This window comes from Streptomyces sp. NPDC005566 (assembly GCF_040605575.1).
Classification (GTDB): Bacteria; Actinomycetota; Actinomycetes; order Streptomycetales; family Streptomycetaceae; genus Streptomyces.
Window position 1 is genome coordinate 262919 of sequence record NZ_JBEXDB010000002.1, and the last position, 17562, is coordinate 280480.

The window sequence follows — 17562 nt, forward strand, 5'->3', positions numbered from 1 at the left end:
CCTGAGGAGGTCACTCCCGATGGAGGCACATGCGGGCGACCGGCTGCTGATGCACGGCAGGACCGTGGGACAGCACGACCGTGTCGCAGACATCATCGAGGTGCTCGGCGACGGGGGCAGTCCCCCGTTCCGCCTGCGCTTCAAGGACGGGCATGAGTCGATCATGTCCCCGGGCCCCGACAGCGTCGTCCAGCACACCGCCCCCGAGGACCGGGAGCGGTAACCGAGCCGCGCGCGTGCAGCCGGGAACCCTTGCGGGTCCCCGGCACACGCGTCCCCCTCAGCACGGCGTGCGGGCCCGCACCTGGTAGTGGTCGGCGACCACACGGGCCATGGCTCCGATCTTGTCTGCCTCCACCTGCCGCGCGGAGAAGAAGACGTGGCCCCCCACCTCGGGGTGGGTGGCCGCGAGGTCGAGGTGGCGGGAGAGTTCCGCCGGGTCCTGCCAGGCGGCGGGCTGGGCGGGATCACCGGCCTTGTAGAGCGCCTCCCCCACGTACAGATCGACTCCCGTGCCCCGGACCGTCTCGGCCCACCAGGGCAGCAGCTTCGCGTAGTCGGCGGCGGCGAAGCCGATGTTCCAGTAGATCTGCGGGCAGATGTAGTCGATCCAGCCCTCCTTCACCCACGCGCGTGTGTCGGCGTGCAGGTCGTCGTACGTCTGTACACCGGCCCTGGTGTCCGAGCCCAGCGGATCGGTCGCGGCGTTGCGCCACACCCCGAAGGGGCTGATCCCGAAGCGGACGGCGGGCTTGATCTCCTTGATCCGTTCGGCCGTCCCGCTGACGAGCCGGTCGGTGTTGTCCCGGCGCCAGGCGGCCTTGTCCGGGAAGTCCGCGCCGTACTCCTCGTACGCGGCGTCGTCGGCGAAGACCTGACCCGCCACCGGGTAGGGGTAGAAGTAGTCGTCCCAGTGGACCCCGTCGATGTCGTACCGGCTGACCGCGTCGAGCATCGCGTCCTGGACGAACGCCCTGACCTCGGGGAGCCCCGGGTTGTAGTAGAGCTTCCCGCCGTAGGGCAGTACCCAGTCCGGATGAAGTCTGGCCGGGTGGGTGGCGACGAGCCGCGAAGGGTCCGTGTGGTTCGCGACCCGGTACGGGTTGAACCATGCGTGCAGCTCCAGACCGCGGGCGTGGGCCTCGCGCACCGCGGTCCCCAGCGGGTCCCAGCCCGGGTCCTGGCCCTGCACCCCGGTCAGGCACTGCGCCCACGGCTCGAACGGCGAGGGCCACAGGGCGTCGGCGGTCGGCCGCACCTGCAGGAACACCGCGTTCAGCCGCAGCTCGACCGCCCGGTCCAGATGGGCGGCCAGTTCCGCCTGCTGGGCCGCGGCGGTCAGCCCGGGGGCGGAGGGCCAGTCCAGATTGGCCACCGTCGCGATCCACACACCCCGCAGCTCACCCGGAGCCGCCCTGCGGCGCCGCCGTGCTGCGCCCGGCCGGGGCCCGGCGACCGCGTCGCCCGCCGTCATCAGCGCGGCCACCATCCCGGCCGCGCCCATCGCAAAGGATCTCCGGCCCATATGCCGCATTCCTCACACCTCTCATGTGTCTGTCCCCTGTACCGTTCCGGTCCTGGCCGGTGACGCAGATCATGCCCACGCCGGGACCTCCCGACCCGCAGGTCACCACGGCCGGATCGCGGAGTAACGTCGTGGGGTCGAGGCGGGCACCGGAATCAGACGGGAACTGCCGCACGAGGATCAGCGAAAGGCACGAGGTGACGGACTCTATGGCCGACATTGCACGCGTCGGAGTGGTGGGCTGTGGCCAGATGGGCGCAGGCATCGCGGAGGTGTGCGCCCGCAGCGGCCTCGATGTCATGGTGGCCGAGACCACCGGCGAGGCCCTGGAAATAGGGCGCACCCGGCTGCACAACTCCCTCTCGAAGGCCGCCGAACGCGGCAAGATCACTGCGGAGGAGCGCGACGAGACACTCGGCCGCCTCAGCTTCACCACCGACCTCGGTGAGTTCGCGGACCGCGATCTCGTCATCGAGGCCGTCGTGGAGAACGAGCAGGTCAAGACCGAGATCTTCCAGGTGCTCGACCAGGTGGTGACCAGGCCGGACGCGATCCTCGCCTCGAACACCTCCTCCATCCCGCTGGTGAAGCTCGCCGTGGCGACGTCCCGGCCGGACCAGGTCATCGGCATCCACTTCTTCAACCCGGCCCCGGTGCAGAAGCTCGTCGAGCTGATCCCCGCTCTGACGACGTCGGACGAGACGATAAAGCGTGCCGAAGCCGTCGTGCAGAACGTGCTCGAGAAGCACGCGATCCGCGCCCAGGACCGTTCCGGTTTCGTCGTCAACGCGCTGCTGATCCCGTATCTGCTCTCGGCGATCCGGATGTTCGAGTCGGGCATCGCCAGCCGCGAGGACATCGACAACGGCATGGAGATGGGCTGCGCCCACCCGATGGGTCCGCTCAAGCTCGCCGACCTGATCGGTCTGGACACCGTGGCCTCGGTCGCCGACTCGATGTACGCCGAGTACAAGGAGCCCCTGTACGCCGCTCCCCCGCTGCTCCAGCGCATGGTCGACGCGGGCCGCCTCGGCCGCAAGACGGGGTCTGGGTTCTACCCGTACGACTGAATTCCCGCGGCGGCGTAACCACGCGTCAGGCGCCGCAGGTGTACGTGAAGGGGTCGGCCGGGACATCCCCGGCCGGCCCTTTCGCACGTCCGTATGCGCTCAGCCCAGCTGCATGTGATGGAGCATCAGCAGGCCGGCCGCCATGTTGGCCGCCGGGATCTCGCCGCGCGCGATCATGTCGGGCACGAGTTTGAGCGGTATCCACTCACGGCGCGACGACTCGAAGCCGTCCGCAGGGGGGCCGGTGTACGTCGCCTCCCGCGTCCAGAAGAGGTGGTGCCGGGCGTCGATGAGGCCGTTGGCCGGCTCCACCGTCATCAGCGGGAGCAATGCGCCCGGGCGCCAGCCGGTCTCCTCCTCCATCTCCCGGGCGGCCCCGGCCGCGATGTCCTCGCCGTCCTCGACGACACCCGCGGCGAGCTCCCAGCCCCAGCTGTCGGTGATGAACCGGTGCCGCCACAGCAGGAGTACCTCGTTCGCCTCGTTGACGACGGTCGCCGCGGCCACCGGCCGCAGCCGGATGAGGAAGTGCTCGAGATGACGGCCGTCAGGCAGAACGACATCTGCCAGATTGACCCGGAACCAGCGGTTCTCGTAAACAGTTTGTTCGCCTAAGTTCATCCACTGCACGGTTTTGCCACCTTCCGACTGGTCGATGGCAACATCGGAGCAGGGTCAGCCCCGCAAGGGAACGTGCGGCGGCACCTCGGGCGGAGCTCACAGAGGCACGCGCAGCGCCCCGTCGATGAGGCCGGCCGCCGCTTCGGCGTCCGCGGAGCCGCTCGCGGCCAGGTGTTCCCGCACCGAGCACAGCCGGTCACGCAGCCGCCGCGACTCCATGCCCCGGGCGCGTTCTGCCATTTCCGCGGCGGTGCGGGCCGCCTTGTCCGGCTCTCCCTGGAGCAGTTCGAGATGGGTGAGCATCGCCAGCCTGTGCACGGTGCCGCGGTCGTGCGCCGGGGAGCGTACGGCCGCTGCGGCGTGCTCCCTGGCGCCGGGGAGATCCCCGAGCTTGAGCAGCGCCTCCGCCACCTGGACGTTGACGAGTCCCGGCTGCACGTACCCCGTTTCGTCCGGTTCGTGGCCCGGGTGGATGCGGCCGTCCTGGGACTCGGCGCGGCGGATGCACTCCAGGGCGCTCCGGTGGTCGCCGAGCTGTGCGTAGGCCTTGGCCTGCATCGCGTACAGATCGGCTGCCAGGGCCGGGGTGATGTGGGAGCCCGCGGCCCGCAGTGCCGCCTCGGCGAACGCGACGGACCGGCGGTAGTCGGCCAGGAACAGCGACTGGTTGACCAGCAGCGCGATCACATAACCGCCGAGCCCCCGGTCTCCGCTGGCCTTGGCGAGTCGCAGCGCCTGGTGGAAGTAGCGCTGCGCGAGTCCATGGGCGTCCGAGTCGTAGGCGCAGATACCCGCGACGGCCACCAGCCCGCCCGTCGCACGGTGGAGTTGACGGCCCGTGGCGTCGCTGTACCCGCTGCGCAGCAGCGGTGCGGTCTCGGCGTTGAGGAAGCCGACGACACGGGCCCTGGTCGCGATGCCGCCCGCCTTCCGGTACATCTGTTCGTAGTGGGCGCGGGCCGCGCGGAGCATCGCTATGTCGGCCATGCTCACGCGGGACGGCCCGGGCCGGGACACGTCTGCGTCCTCGGGCGGGTTCTCCCACTCCCAGACGGGCATCACCGCTGTCGTACCCGTGACAGCGGGGGCGGTGACGAGGTTCGGGCGCTGCTGTTCGTCGGAACGCCACAGCGCGGTCGCGTGCTCGACGAAGCCCGGGAGGGTCGAGCCGTGCGCGACCGTGTGCACCCCTGAGGTCCCCATGCCGATGTCGTCGAGCGTGACGGGCCGGTCCAGCCGGCTGCCGAGGACCTCGCAGATCAGGTCCGGCACCTGACCGCGCGGGCGCTGGCCCTTGAGCCAGCGGGAGACCGCGGTGTGTTCGTACTTCAGGCACAGGCCGCGCGTGCGGCCTGCCTGGTTGACGTGGCCGGCGAGCCCTGCGCGGGACACACCCGCCTCGTCGATCAGGGATTCGAGCAGGACGTTGGGCTCCATTGCCCCCCCATGTGCGCGTCGCAATGACCCTAGTGGAGCACGATTCACACGGGGTGTGAACGGAATGCCCGAACCATCCTGCTGTGCGCTCTGCCGCGCCGGGGCACCGGTCGCTTGAATGAGTGCCTCGCAAGAGGCGGCCGGGTCGTCGGCTCCCCCTCGTAAAGTTCGACGACCCGCACCCGCGCCGTCCGTTCTGCCGACCTGCCCGACACTCCGTGGCAGGGCGGACGGCGCAGGATCGCACGACCTACTGCCCCGATGACAGGAGGGTGGCTGCGGGTCCGGCCGGACCGGGGTTCCCCCCGGCGCCGTTCCGGGGCCCGCGTGCGGTCCACGCGCCCGGCGAGACAGAGGAAGGGGCGTATCCGGTGGCCGGATACGCCCCTCCTTACTGTGCGCGAACCGGGCGCGAGCCACTGCGCGAGCCCTGCGCCGGCCCTCGTCCCGGCGAGGGCCGGGTGCGCCGGGTGCACCAGGTGCTACGCGCCGCGCAGCACCGCGCCCGTGCGCTCGGCGGCCAGAGCGACCGCGGTGTCGCGGGCCGCGGAGGCCTCGTCGACGGTGAGCGTGCGGTCGGTGGCGCGGAAGCGCAGCGCGTACGCCAGGGACTTCTTTCCCTCGCCGATCTGGTCGCCGGTGAAGACGTCGAACAGCCGCAGCGACTCGAGGAGGTCGCCGGCGCCTTCGCGCAGCGCCTTCTCGACCGCGTCGGCGGACACGTCCTGCCCGACGACGAGCGCGACGTCCTGGGTCGCCACCGGGAAGGTGGAGATCCGCGGCGCCTGGAGCGCACCGTCGACGGCCCGCTCCAGGACGTCGAGCTCGACCTCCATGGCGCAGGTCCGCTCCGGCAGGTGGAGCTCCTTGATGACGCGCGGGTGCAGTTCGCCCGCGTGTCCGAAGAGGGTCTCCTCGCCGTTCACCGTGACGTACAGCGCGGCGCACCGGCCGGGGTGCCACGGGGCGTGCTGATCGCCGCGGACGGTCAGCTCGACACCCGCCTCACGGGCGATCGTGCGCGCCGCCTCGACGGAGTCCGCCCAGTCGGCGGGACGGCCCTTGCCCCACCAGCCGGCCTGCTCGCGTGCGCCCGTGAGGACGACGGCGGCGCGGCGCGGCTGGCGCGGGAGCGCCGCGTCGAGACCGGCGATCTCCTCGTCGGTGGGACGGCGGTCGACGGGCAGCCGTACGGCCTTCGTCTCCTCGCCGGACGGCCGGAAGACCAGGCCCGTCTCGAAGAGCGCGAGGTCGTGGCTGCCGCGCCCGTCGTTGCGCCGCAGTGCCCCGAGCAGACCCGGCAGCAGCGTCGTGCGCAGCGCGGGCTCCTCGTCGGACAGCGGGTTGACGAGCGTGACCGTGCGGCGGCGGGCGTCGTCCTCGTCCAGGCCGAGCTGGTCGAGGGCGGCTTCGCCGATGAACGGGTAGCTGAGCGCCTCGACGTAACCGGCGCCCGCGAGTGCCCGGCCGATGCGCCGGTGCAGCCGCTGGCGGTCGGTGAGCCCTCGGCCGGAGGGCGGCGTCGGCAGCGTGGACGGCAGGTTCTCGTAGCCCTCGAGCCGGATGACCTCTTCGGCCAGGTCGTTCGGCGCGGCGAGGTCGGGGCGCCAGGACGGCACCGTGACGATCAGCTCGTCCTGACCGTAGACGTCGCAGCCGACCTCCTGGAGGCGGCGTACGACGATCTCGCGGCCGTAGGCGACACCGGCCACCCTGTCGGGGTGATCGGCCGGCATGGCGATGGTGTGGGGGGCGGACGGGGCGCTGATCTCGGTGACGCCCGACTCCGCGGTGCCTCCCGCGAGGAGGACCAGCAGGTCGACGGTGCGCTGCGCGGCAGCGGCGGCGGCCTGCGGGTCGACGCCGCGCTCGAAGCGCTTGGACGCCTCCGAGGCCAGCTTGTGACGGCGCGCGGTCCGGGCGATGGAGATCGCGTCGAAGTGCGCGGCCTCGATGACGACCTCGGTGGTGCCGGCCTCCTCGGCCTTCACGTCGGCGATCTCGGTGTCGGCACCGCCCATGACGCCCGCGAGGCCGATCGGCCCGCGGTCGTCGGTGATGACCAGGTCCTGGGCGTCCAGGACGCGCACGGTGCCGTCGAGCGTGGTGAGCTTCTCGCCCTGCTGGGCGCGGCGCACCCCGATCGCCCCTTCGATGCGGGTCCGGTCGTAGGCGTGCAGCGGCTGGCCGAGCTCGAGCATCACGTAGTTGGTGATGTCGACCGCGAGCGAGATCGGGCGCATCCCGGCCTTCTGCAGCCTGCGCTGCATCCAGATCGGGGAGCGGGCCTCGGGCTGCAGACCGACCACGGTGCGCGCGGTGAAGCGGGAGCAGCCGATGGGGTCGGCGACCTTCACCGGGTAGCCGTACGCGTTCGGCGCGGGCACGTCCAGCAGCGCCGGGTCGCGCAGCGGCAGGCCGTAGGCGATCGCGGTCTCGCGGGCGACGCCGCGCATCGACAGGCAGTAGCCCCGGTCGGGGGTGACGGCGATGTCGAGGACCTCGTCGATGAGCTCGAGGAGCTCGATCGCGTCGGTGCCGACCTCGTGCTCGGGGGGCAGCACGATGATGCCGTGCGTGCCGTCGTCGCCCATGCCGAGTTCGTCGGTGGAGCAGATCATGCCGTGCGAGGTCCTGCCGTACGTCTTGCGCGCGGCGATCGCGAAGTCGCCGGGCAGGACGGCACCCGGGAGGACCACGACGACCTTGTCGCCGACGGCGAAGTTGCGGGCGCCGCAGACGATCTCCTGCGGTTCGCCGGTGCCGTTGGCGGTGCCGACGTCGACGGTGCAGAAGCGGATGGGCTTCTTGAAGCCCTCCAGCTCCTCGATGGTCAGTACCTGACCGACGACGAGGGGGCCCTTGAGGCCCGCGCCGATCTGCTCGACGGTCTCTACCTCGAGGCCCACGGCGACGAGCTCGGCCTGGACGTCACGGCCGGTCTCGGTCGCCGGCAGGTCGACGTACTCCCGCAGCCAGGAAAGCGGGACGCGCATCAGATCTCCATCCCGAACGGCCGGGTGAACCGGACGTCACCCTCGACCATGTCTCGCATGTCTTCGACGTTGTGGCGGAACATCAGCATCCGCTCGATGCCGAACCCGAAGGCGAATCCGCTGTACTTCTGGGGGTCGACACCGCAGGCGACGAGCACCTTCGGGTTGACCATTCCGCAGCCGCCGAGCTCGATCCAGCCCTCGCTGCCACAGGTGCGGCAGGGGCGGTCCGGGTTGCCGACGGACTCGCCGCGGCAGACGTAGCAGACCATGTCCATCTCGGCGGACGGCTCGGTGAACGGGAAGAAGTTCGGCCGCAGCCGGGTCTTCATGTCCGGGCCGAAGAGCGCCTGGACCATGTGGTCGAGGGTGCCCTTGAGGTCGGCCATGGTAAGGCCCTCGTCGACGGCGAGCAGCTCGATCTGGTGGAAGACCGGGGTGTGCGTCGCGTCGAGCTCGTCGGTGCGGTAGACCCTGCCGGGGCAGACCACGTAGACGGGGGGCTTGCGGCTGAGCAGCGAGCGGGCCTGGACCGGCGAGGTGTGCGTACGCAGCACGACACCGGACTCGTCGCTCTTGGCGCCGTCGGCGCCCTGGACGAAGAAGGTGTCCTGCATCTGCCGGGCCGGGTGGTCGGGCACGAAGTTCAGGGCGTCGAAGTTGAACCACTCCGCCTCGACCTCGGGGCCTTCCGCGATCTCGTAGCCCATGGCGACGAAGACGTCGGCGACGCGCTCCATGATCGTCGTGAGGGGGTGGCGCGCACCGGCCGGGGTGCGGTCGTAGGGCAGTGTGACGTCCACGGCCTCCTCGACGAGCACACGGGCGTCACGCTCGGCCTCCAGCTCCGTCTGGCGGGCGGCGAGGGCCTTGGAGACGGCGCCGCGGGCCTGGCCCACGCGCTTGCCCGCCTCGGCCTTGGCCTGCGGCGGGAGGGCGCCGATCTCGCGGTTGGCGAGCGACAGGGGCGAGGTGCCACCGGTGTGCGCGGTCTTCGCCTGGGCGAGCGCGTCGAGGTCGCCTGCAGCGGCGAAGGCGGCGAACGCCTCGTCCCGCATGCGCTCGATCTCTTCCGGTTTCAGTGCCTCGACCTCGACTGGGTCGTACGACTTGTTCGGTGCCGACATCTCTTCCCGTGCTTCCGATTGGCTGGTGGCGACCTGGCTCGACGACTGAGGACGCAAAGGTGCCAAAAGTCGAGTCTACGGGCCGCCGGGAGGCTAAGAAGCCCGTGGGCGGCTCAGGCCAGGTAGGCCGGGGCGCTCACGGGCAGGATAAATCGGAACTCGGCGCCGCCGCCGGGTCCCCGGTCGACCGTGATCGTGCCGCCGTGCGCCTCGACGATGCCCTTGACGATGTAGAGGCCCAGGCCGGTCCCGCCGCGCTTGCTCCCCCGCCAGAAGCGGGTGAAGACGCGGCCCATCGACTCCTCGGGGATGCCGGGACCTTCGTCGCTCACGGTGACTGCCGTTCCGCTCTCGTCGCTCTTCCCCGGTGCGGGTGCAGGGGCGATCTCAATAGTGACGGTTCCTTCGCCGTGGCGCACCGCGTTTTCCAGGAGGTTGCCCAGGACCTGGTCGACCTTGTCGGGGTCGGCCCAGAGGTCGGGCAGCGGCTGCCGGGTGCGTACGAGGAAACGGTCCGGTGCCTGGCCGTTCGCGGTGAGGGCCTGGACGTGACGTTCGACGGCGGCGGAGATGTCCACGGGCTGGCGGCGCAGCTCCAGCCGGCCGGAGTCGATACGGGAGATGTCGAGCAGCTCCGCGATGAGCCGGTTGACGCGGTTGGCGTCGGCGTCGACGGTCTCCAGCATGAGCCGCTTCTGGTCGTCGGTGAATCGTTCCCACTTGGCCAGGAGCGTCGCGGTGAACCCCTTGACCGAGGTCAGCGGGGAGCGCAGTTCGTGGGCGACGGTGGCGATCAGCTCTGCGTGGCTGCGCTCGGTGCGGCGGCGGGCCTCGGTGCCGCGGAGCGAGACGACCAGCCGGCGGACCGGTCCGGTCGGGGCTTCGCGTACGTACCGTGCGGAGACCAGGACCTCACGGCCGCCGGGGAGCAGCAGGTTCCGCTCGGGCTGTCCGACCCTGGTGGCGAGGCCCCCGTACGGGTCGGTCAGGGCCCACCAGCGACGGCCCTTGAGGTCTTCGAGGGGCAGCGCGTGTTCGAGGGGACGGCCCAGGGCCGCGGCCCGCGGTGTGGCGGTGATCCGCGCCGCGGCCGAGTTGAAGCAGATGATCCGGCCGCTCTCGTCGGCGACGACGAGACCGTCGGGCAGGTCGTCCGGGTCGATGCCCGTTGCCGCGTCCCCGATGATGCCGCTCGTGTCGTCCCCGTCGGTGATGGCGCGCACGGCGGCCGTGTGTGTCTGACGCGGCCTGCTCATGCCGACAGCCATATTCCCGTACCCCACCTCTCGAACCGGTGCAGTGGGCCCCCGAGTTCGTCACCCTACTAGGCGCCGGACGGCGAGCGACACCCCGAGGCGGCGCACCGGCGGGTGTGGCTTGGATCGATCGGTGGTGCTCCGGTGCCGGTCGGGCTCAGCCGGTGTGCCGCGGGCGCTGGGCCCGTGCGGAGGCGTAGAGGCACACAGCGGCGGCAGTGGCGAGATTGAGGCTCTCCGCCCTGCCGTGGATCGGGACCCGGACGACGGCGTCGGCCAGCGCCCTGGTCTCCTCCGGCAGTCCCCACGCCTCGTTGCCGAACACCCAGGCGGTGGGCCCGCCCATGGTGCCCGCGTCGAGCTCGTCGTCGAGGTCGTCCGTGCCCGCTCCGTCGGCGGCCAGGATGCGCACGCCGGCGTCCCGCAGCCCTTGTACGGCCTGCTCGACGGGCACGCCGACGGCGACGGGCAGATGGAAGAGCGAGCCTGCGGAGGCACGGACCGACTTGGGGTTGTACAGGTCCACGGACGCGTCGGTGAGCACGACGGCGTCGGCGCCCGCGGCGTCGGCGCAGCGCAGCACGGTACCGGCGTTGCCGGGGTCCCGTACGTGGGCGAGTACGGCGACCAGGGTGGGCTTCGCCGCGAGGATCTCCTCGAAGGGCGAGTCCAGGAAGCGGCAGACACCGATCAGGCCCTGCGGGGTGACGGTCTGCGAGACGTCGGCCAGCACGTCGCTGTCCGCGAGATGCACCCGGGCGCCCGCCGCGTGTGCGGCGTCGATGATGTCGGCGTACCGGTCGGCGGCTTCGACGGTGGCGAAGAGCTCGGTCAGCGTGGGTTCACCGTCGCTGCCCCGGTGCGCCGCGGCCTCCCGCACGGCCTGCGGCCCCTCGGCGATGAACCTGCGCTCCTTGCCGCGGAAGTTGCGCCTGGCCAGCCGTCGTGCGGCGGCGACGCGCGGCGACCGCGCGGAGATCAGTTCGGGGGTGCCCATGGTCGGCGGCGAGCCTCTCTGCGTATCTCTGCTTCTCTGCGTACGTTTCTCTGCGTACGGATGACCACGTACGCACAGCGTCCTGCAACGCACCGGACCCGCAGACGGCTTGCGCCTGCGGGTCCGGCTGACACACCTGGAAGAGCTGCCTGGGTCAGGCGGCCTTCGGGGCGTTGACGTCGCTCGGAAGGGCCTTCTGAGCGACCTCGACGAGAGCGGCGAACGCGTTGGCGTCGTTGACCGCGAGCTCGGCCAGGATCTTGCGGTCCACCTCGATGTTGGCGGCGTTCAGACCCTGGATGAGGCGGTTGTACGTCATGCCGTTCTGGCGGGCAGCGGCGTTGATGCGCTGGATCCAGAGCCGACGGAAGTCGCCCTTGCGCTTCTTGCGGTCGTTGTAGTTGTAGACCAGGGAGTGGGTGACCTGCTCCTTGGCCTTGCGGTACAGGCGCGAACGCTGACCGCGGTAACCCTTGGCGGCCTCGAGGATCGCCCGGCGCTTCTTGTGGGCGTTTACTGCCCGCTTGACGCGTGCCACTTTTGACTCCTTACAGCGGGGCCGTGGTTGGACTCACACGGCCCGGAAACGAATTGGTCCCGGTCGGATCGAGGTCGCGCCTCCGGGTTCACCGGAGGCAGCGGCCTCACTTGCCGAGAAGCTTCTTGACCTTCTTGACGTCGGCCGGAGCCACGACGACCGTGCCGGTCAGCGAGCGGGTCTTCTTGGACGACTTGTGCTCGAGCAGGTGGCGCTTGCCGGCCTTCTCACGGAGCACCTTGCCGGAGCCGGTGATCTTGAAGCGCTTGCTGGCACCGCTGTGCGTCTTGTTCTTCGGCATCGCGCCGTTCTCTCCTCGTCAGTGGCGCCCCTCTCGGTGCGGAGCACCGGACTGCAGGGGCGTCAGATCTTTGGGTGGTTCCCGAGGGACCCGGGGGCGCCTGGATGGCAGCCCCCAGAGGTCACGCCTCGGAAGGTGTTTCTGCAGGTGTCTCGGCCGGAGCCTCGGCAGCTGCGGCCGGAGCCTCAGCGGCTTCACCCTCGGACTCGGCGTCGTGGGCGTAACCCTGACGCTCCGCCTTACGGGCGGCCTGAGCCTCGCGGGCCTCGGCCATGGCTTCGGTCTTCTTCTTGTGCGGGCCCAGAACCATGATCATGTTCCGGCCGTCCTGCTTCGGGTTGGACTCGATGAAGCCGAGGTCCTCGACATCCGAAGCGAGACGCTGGAGCAGTCGGAAACCCAGCTCGGGGCGGGACTGCTCACGACCACGGAACATGATCGTGATCTTGACCTTGTCCCCCTGCTTGAGGAACCGGACGACGTGACCCTTCTTGGTGTCATAGTCGTGCGGGTCGATCTTCGGCCGGAGCTTCATTTCCTTGATGACCGTGTGCGCCTGGTTCTTGCGCGCCTCACGGGCCTTCATGGCCGACTCGTACTTGAACTTTCCGTAGTCCATGAGCTTGCACACGGGGGGACGGGCTGTCGCCGCCACCTCGACCAGGTCGAGGTCGTACTCCTGTGCGAGCTCCAGGGCCTTGGCAAGCGGAACAATCCCGACCTGCTCGCCGCTGGGACCGACAAGTCGCACCTCGGGAACGCGAATCCGGTCGTTGATGCGGGGCTCGGCGCTGATGGATCCTCCTCGGTAGCGCCACGCGACCGCCTGGCGGACAGCCGCGTAGCGTCTGTTTCGTAAGACCAACCGAGCCGGGGAAAGCAAAAATGCCCCGGACAGTACACAGGCGGGGCTCCAGGGAATACCGGAACACCGCGCGGTGAACCGCGGGGCGCATCGAGCAGCCCCATCGTCCGTACGGAACGATGGTCGCTACCTGACCGGTGACCCGCCGTCCGTGAGGACGGTCAGGTGGGAGATCGGAGCCTCCACTTGTGGGCCGAGCACATAGGTGTCCGGCCGGTCGTTACACAAGGTTAGCAGCTTCACGGGGCGGCGGCGAACGCGCTGCCCCGTGGTGCCGCGCACGTGCTCCCGCAGACAGAGCCGTGCCGGCGTGGCCTTATCGTGTGGGGCATGAGTGACGCGACCCCCAGCACCGAGAACCCCGGCTTCGACGACATGGCCCGCGACATCGCGGAGGTCCCCGCGGTCGAGGTGATCGTGACCGTCGCCGTCAATCTGATGAGCGCGGCCGCCGTGAAGCTCGGTCTGACCGAGGAGGGCGAGCAGCACAAGGACCTGGACGAGGCCCGCAAGCTGGTCCAGGCACTGGCCGGTCTGCTCGACGCGAGCACCACCGAGATCAGCACCTTCCACGCCTCCCCGCTGCGCGACGGCCTGAAGTCGCTCCAGCTGGCCTTCCGCGAGGCCTCGCTCGTACCGGACGAGCCGGGCCAGGGCCCCGGCGAGAAGTACACGGGCCCCGTCTACGGCTGATCCCTCCGCACCGCACACCCGAGCCCGCTGCCTGCGACAGGCGGCGGGCTCCCGCGTGTGTCAGCGGGTGAAGAGTGGCTCGCCCGGTGCCTCGGCCCCGGCCGGCAGGAGTGCGAGGTCGATACCGCGCACCAGCCTGGCGCGCAGGACCTCGCTGGCCGACAGCGCGTCGGCGACCCGCCGGGCGGCTTCGGCCACCACCGCGTCCGGGCCGAGGACCAGGGCGAGGGTGCCGTCGGCCTGCCCCGGGCCGAGGTGGGCCCGGATCACCGCAGGCTCGGCGGCGACCACGTCCCGTACCGCGGCGACCACGGCCGGGTCGTCGAGCGGGTCCGTGCTGCTGCGGTTCTCGGCCAGCGCGAGCAGCGCCGGGCCGGTCAGTTCGAAGGCGACGGGCCCCGCGAGGTCCAGGACCACCGTGTCCGCGTTCTCATGGGCGGCCGCCTGCAGGGCCTGGTGCAGGGGTACGGCGACGGGGCGGGCCTGCGGGTCCCAGCGGGCCAGCGAGGCGGTGGAGGTGAAGGCGGGCAGGGCGCGCCGGTCACCGGCCTGCAGGGTCGGCACGGCCATGTCGCTGGACTTCTCGCGACGCAGCCCGTTCTCGTCCTCCTCGACCTCGCCGAGGACGGCGACGACCGGGACGAGCAGCCTGGCGCCGCGGAGCGCCGCCAGGACCGGGCCGACGGCTGTCCGGTCCTCCGCCCACACGGCGAGCGCCGCCGTCAGTTCGGGGTCGGCCGTGCCGTCGTCGTCGGAGAAACCGGGGTCCGGAATGTTCTTGAGCGCCACACGACGAGCGTAGTGGACCGGTTCTCTCATCCGGGCGACAGGTCGGGCACAGGCTGCTGCCAGCTGCGGTTCCTAGCGTCCGGAGCATGTCCCGCCACAGAATCCACAGGTCCGCGCTGTCCGCGTCCGTGACGGCCGTCGTGCTGCTGGCGGGTTCCGCCGCAGGGGGCGCGTACCTGGTGGGTCGCCCGCCGGATCGTGCGCCCGCCGCCGTGGCATCCGTATCGTCCGCATCGAGCCCGTCGGCCGCGGCGAGCACGGACGAGGAGCCCGAGGTGGATCTCGATGCGGAACTGGCAGACGCGCTGGAGCCCGTGACCGGCGGCGCCGACGTGTCGGTGGCGGTGCTGGACACGGCGGACGGGGCGCACGGGGTGTACGGGGACGGGGTGTACGACACCGCGAGCATCGTCAAGGTCGACATCCTGGCCGCCCTGCTGCTCCTCGCGCAGGACGAGGGGCGGGAGCTGAACGGCGCCGAGCACGCGTGGGCGGAGGCCATGATCCGGCGCAGCGACAACACGTCGGCCACCGAGCTCCTGAAGTCGGTCGGCGGCGCCGGGGGGCTGGACGCGGCGAACGTGCGGCTCGGGCTGTCCGGGACGACGGCCGCTCATGCGTGGGGGCTGACACAGACCACGGCCACCGACCAGGTGCGTCTGCTGGAGGCGGTGTTCGGTACGGATTCGGAGCTGTCGGAGAGCTCGCGCGCGTATCTGACGGAACTGATGGGCGAGGTCCAGGCGGACCAGCGGTGGGGGGTCTCGGCGGCGGGCAGCGGCGCGGCGCTGAAGAACGGCTGGATGCCCCGCACGACGACCGGGCTGTGGGACATCAACAGCATCGGGCGGGTGGAGAGCGGCGGGAGCACCTACCTGGTGGCCGTGCTGTCGCGCGGGCACGCGACGAAGGAGGCCGGTGTCGCCCTCGTCGAGTCGGTGGCGAAGGCCGTTGTCGGCGTGGCCGGAGGGGTCAGCGCCACCGGCTGATGCCGGCGACCGTGCTGCTTCCGCTCGGGTGGGCTCCCCTGCCGCGCCACAGGACCACGGCCAGGGCCAGCAGCACGGCGCCGACTGCCCCGGCGGACGGGGCCAGCCAGCCGGCCGGGCCGTCGTCCTCGGCCTTCGGGTCGGGGCCGGATCCGAAGTACTGCTTGCGGTATCCGGCCGGGGCCGACTTGGCAACCGGATGGTCGGGGCGGAGCTTCTCCCCGGCCTCGATCGCGGCGGCGGGGTCGACCAGGCCGTAGCCCCGGGCGTCGTCGCGGCCGCCTGCCGGGGAGTTGCGGGCGGTGTCCGCGAGCAGCGTCTTGAGCTGGGCGGGCGACAGGCCGGGGTGGGCGGCACGTACGAGGGCGACGGCGCCGGAGACGAACGCCGAGGCGGCCGAGGTGCCCCACTCGATGTAGTAGTGGCGGTCGGGGTTGGCGACGACGATGTCGACACCCGGTGCGCTGACGGTGGCGTACCAGCGGCTGGTGGAGAACGCGGCGTGGGTGCCGTACTTGTCGACGGCGGCGACAGCGATCACCCCGGGGTAGGCGGCGGGGTAGGAGACACCGTTGCCCTTCTCCCCGCTGTTCCCGGCCGAGGCGACGACGGAGACGCCCTTGCTCAGGGCGTACTGGACGGCCGCGTCCTCACCGGGCTCGGGGTGCGCGGACTTGCTGTCGTCGCCGAGGGAGAGGTTGATGACGTCGGCACCGTGGTCGGTGGCCCAGCGGATGCCGTCGGCGAGGGCGGTACCGCGCGACTGACGGGCCTTGGCGCGGGACGCGTCGTTGGACTCGAGGATGACCCGCACGGGCAGGATCCTCACCTCGGGCGCGACCCCGAGGACGCCGTCGCTCCGTCCGGGCCCGTTGCCGTGGCCTGCGATGATGCCGGCCATCGCGGTGCCGTGGACGGCCCAGGCCCGGTCGCCCTGTCCGGCGCCGAACCCGATGAGGTCCTTGCCCGGGAGCACTTGGCCCTGGAGGTCGGGGTGGCTGCCGTCGACTCCGGTGTCCAGGACGGCGACGGTGACGCCCTTGCCCTTCGTGGTCTGCCAGGCCCGGTCGGTGTGGAGGGCCTCCAATGCCCACTGCTGGTCCCGGAGGGCGTCGGCCTGCGCGGGGACTGCGGGCAGTACCGCGAACGCGGTGGCGAGGGCCACCACGGCGAACGCGCGGAGCCGGCGGGGGCGGGTCATTCCGGCTTCTCCGTGAGGTCGGTGACGGTCCTGCGCAGCGAGCGCTCCACCCGGTCGGCGATGCCCTTCGCCTCGTGGCCGAGCCCGGCCTGGGCGACTGCCGTCGTCGCGCCCGCCACCATGGCGACGGCTGCGGGCTGCGGCTCGGCGACCGTACGGCCGTCGGCGAAACCGGAGACGGCGAACACGACGACGGGCACCTCGGTCAGCACGCTGACGGTCCAGCTGGCACGCTGCCGGTCGCCGAACTCCGCTGCGGCGGTGCCCTTGGCGGGGTAGGTACGGGGCATCAGGTCGGCCCGCACGTCGAGGTGCTGGCCGGTGAACCGGGTGCTGAGCGCGCGCATCCCTTCGCTGTCCGCCTCGGTGAAGACCATGCCCACCGTGGTGACACTGCTGCGCGTCGCGTCGGTGTAGGTGGCCCGCACCATGCGTTCGCAGCCGACCGGGCGGAGCGTCTTGAGGAGCAGGGGATCCAGGCCCGCCGCGCAGCCGCTGTCGGTGGCGACGGCGACGCGGGTCCAGACACGGTCGGTGGCCCCCGGTCCCGCGCCGTCGCCCTTGAGGGTGCGGGGGAAGAGGGTGTCGACGGGGACGCTGTGCCAGGCGGAGCGGCCGACGGAGTACGCGGTACCGGCTCCGGGCTCGGCCGCGGAGTCCCCCGTGAGCCAGGTGCCGGTGACGGCGCCGCCGATCAGCCCGAGGCCGAGCACGACACAGGCGACGGCGGCGGCGGCCCTGGCCGGGTTCCGGGCCTTTATGGGCCGCAGGCGGGTGGTGGTTTCGACGGGCGTCTCGGCGTACGCGTAGTACGCGCCCGGCGGGGCGGGGGCCGCTCCGGGGCGCGGGGTGAGATCCACCGCGCCGACGGGCCTGCGCCTGGTCGCGGGCGGCGGCTGAGGAGGCGCAGCGGGAGGTGCCGGCGGCGGCTGAGGAGGCGCAGCGGGAGGTGCGGGCGGCACGATACGCAGCCGGGTGGTCGTCTCCACGGGCGGGGGCGCGTCGCCCGCGGGACGGGGCGCGGGGGCCTGCGGGCGCGGTGCGGGAGTCTGCGTGGGCTGCGCGCCCGTGCGCGGTACGGGGGGAGATGCGGGAGTCTGCGTGGGCTGTGCGCCCGTGCGCGGCGTGGGGGCTGCGGGTGGAGCCGGGGGCTGGGG

17 protein-coding genes are annotated in these 17562 nt (G+C 71.6%); 4 read left to right on the forward strand and 13 right to left on the reverse strand.

The window, feature by feature from the left end; all coding sequences use genetic code 11:
- Positions 1-19 precede the first annotated feature (19 nt).
- The gene (locus ABZS61_RS04055) at positions 20-223 is read left to right on the forward strand and encodes a DUF1918 domain-containing protein (RefSeq protein ID WP_356415730.1); all 204 of its coding nucleotides are present in this window, start codon (positions 20-22) and stop codon (positions 221-223) included.
- 57 nt (positions 224-280) lie between these two features.
- On the opposite strand, the gene ABZS61_RS04060 is transcribed toward ABZS61_RS04055, so the two are convergent.
- Positions 281-1534 (reverse strand): family 10 glycosylhydrolase, encoded by a 1254-nt coding sequence (locus ABZS61_RS04060; protein WP_356415733.1) that lies wholly within the window; start codon positions 1532-1534, stop codon positions 281-283.
- A gap of 200 nt (positions 1535-1734) precedes the next feature.
- Between ABZS61_RS04060 and ABZS61_RS04065 the strand changes: the two genes are divergently transcribed.
- Positions 1735-2595: a 3-hydroxybutyryl-CoA dehydrogenase gene (locus ABZS61_RS04065; RefSeq protein WP_356415736.1), complete on the forward strand. Its 861-nt coding sequence runs from the start codon at positions 1735-1737 to the stop codon at positions 2593-2595.
- 99 nt (positions 2596-2694) lie between these two features.
- Here ABZS61_RS04065 and ABZS61_RS04070 read toward each other — a convergent pair whose 3' ends face one another.
- The 9 genes from ABZS61_RS04070 to infC form a co-directional block, all read right to left on the reverse strand.
- Positions 2695-3225, reverse strand: a complete 531-nt coding sequence (locus tag ABZS61_RS04070; protein WP_356415739.1) for an NUDIX hydrolase — start codon at positions 3223-3225, stop codon at positions 2695-2697.
- Between the two features lie 87 nt (positions 3226-3312).
- Entirely contained in the window at positions 3313-4653 is a 1341-nt protein-coding gene (locus tag ABZS61_RS04075) for a transcriptional regulator (RefSeq protein ID WP_356415742.1), read from the reverse strand.
- Positions 4654-5135: 482 nt separating this feature from the next.
- A complete protein-coding gene (pheT, locus tag ABZS61_RS04080; protein ID WP_356415745.1) occupies positions 5136-7649 on the reverse strand; it encodes a phenylalanine--tRNA ligase subunit beta in 2514 nt (837 codons plus the stop codon).
- Entirely contained in the window at positions 7649-8776 is a 1128-nt protein-coding gene (gene pheS / locus ABZS61_RS04085; RefSeq protein ID WP_356415748.1) for a phenylalanine--tRNA ligase subunit alpha, read from the reverse strand. Before pheS ends, pheT begins: the two co-directional genes overlap by 1 nt.
- Before the next feature lie 113 nt (positions 8777-8889).
- A complete protein-coding gene (locus tag ABZS61_RS04090; RefSeq protein ID WP_356415751.1) occupies positions 8890-10044 on the reverse strand; it encodes an ATP-binding protein in 1155 nt (384 codons plus the stop codon).
- A gap of 145 nt (positions 10045-10189) precedes the next feature.
- Entirely contained in the window at positions 10190-11029 is an 840-nt protein-coding gene (locus ABZS61_RS04095; protein ID WP_356415754.1) for an RNA methyltransferase, read from the reverse strand.
- Between the two features lie 154 nt (positions 11030-11183).
- Positions 11184-11567 carry a 50S ribosomal protein L20 gene (gene rplT / locus ABZS61_RS04100; protein ID WP_329212826.1) on the reverse strand — a complete coding sequence of 128 codons (384 nt, stop codon included), beginning with the start codon at positions 11565-11567 and terminating at the stop codon, positions 11184-11186.
- A gap of 106 nt (positions 11568-11673) precedes the next feature.
- Positions 11674-11868: a 50S ribosomal protein L35 gene (gene rpmI, locus ABZS61_RS04105; protein WP_031097481.1), complete on the reverse strand. Its 195-nt coding sequence runs from the start codon at positions 11866-11868 to the stop codon at positions 11674-11676.
- 121 nt (positions 11869-11989) lie between these two features.
- Positions 11990-12733: a translation initiation factor IF-3 gene (gene infC / locus ABZS61_RS04110; protein ID WP_351172811.1), complete on the reverse strand. Its 744-nt coding sequence runs from the start codon at positions 12731-12733 to the stop codon at positions 11990-11992.
- Between the two features lie 330 nt (positions 12734-13063).
- Here infC and ABZS61_RS04115 point away from each other — a divergent pair, with 330 nt between their 5' ends.
- Positions 13064-13426: a DUF1844 domain-containing protein gene (locus tag ABZS61_RS04115; RefSeq protein WP_329212824.1), complete on the forward strand. Its 363-nt coding sequence runs from the start codon at positions 13064-13066 to the stop codon at positions 13424-13426.
- Between the two features lie 60 nt (positions 13427-13486).
- Here ABZS61_RS04115 and ABZS61_RS04120 read toward each other — a convergent pair whose 3' ends face one another.
- Entirely contained in the window at positions 13487-14215 is a 729-nt protein-coding gene (locus tag ABZS61_RS04120) for an SseB family protein (protein ID WP_356415760.1), read from the reverse strand.
- Positions 14216-14301: 86 nt separating this feature from the next.
- Here ABZS61_RS04120 and ABZS61_RS04125 point away from each other — a divergent pair, with 86 nt between their 5' ends.
- Positions 14302-15204, forward strand: a complete 903-nt coding sequence (locus tag ABZS61_RS04125) for a serine hydrolase (protein ID WP_356415763.1) — start codon at positions 14302-14304, stop codon at positions 15202-15204.
- Here ABZS61_RS04125 and mycP read toward each other — a convergent pair.
- Positions 15188-16405: a type VII secretion-associated serine protease mycosin gene (gene mycP / locus ABZS61_RS04130; protein WP_356415766.1), complete on the reverse strand. Its 1218-nt coding sequence runs from the start codon at positions 16403-16405 to the stop codon at positions 15188-15190. The two genes, ABZS61_RS04125 and mycP, sit on opposite strands and share 17 nt — an antisense overlap.
- Entirely contained in the window at positions 16402-17265 is an 864-nt protein-coding gene (locus ABZS61_RS04135; protein WP_356415769.1) for a hypothetical protein, read from the reverse strand. The genes mycP and ABZS61_RS04135 overlap by 4 nt, the downstream gene beginning before the upstream one ends.
- Between the last annotated feature and the right edge of the window lie 297 nt (positions 17266-17562).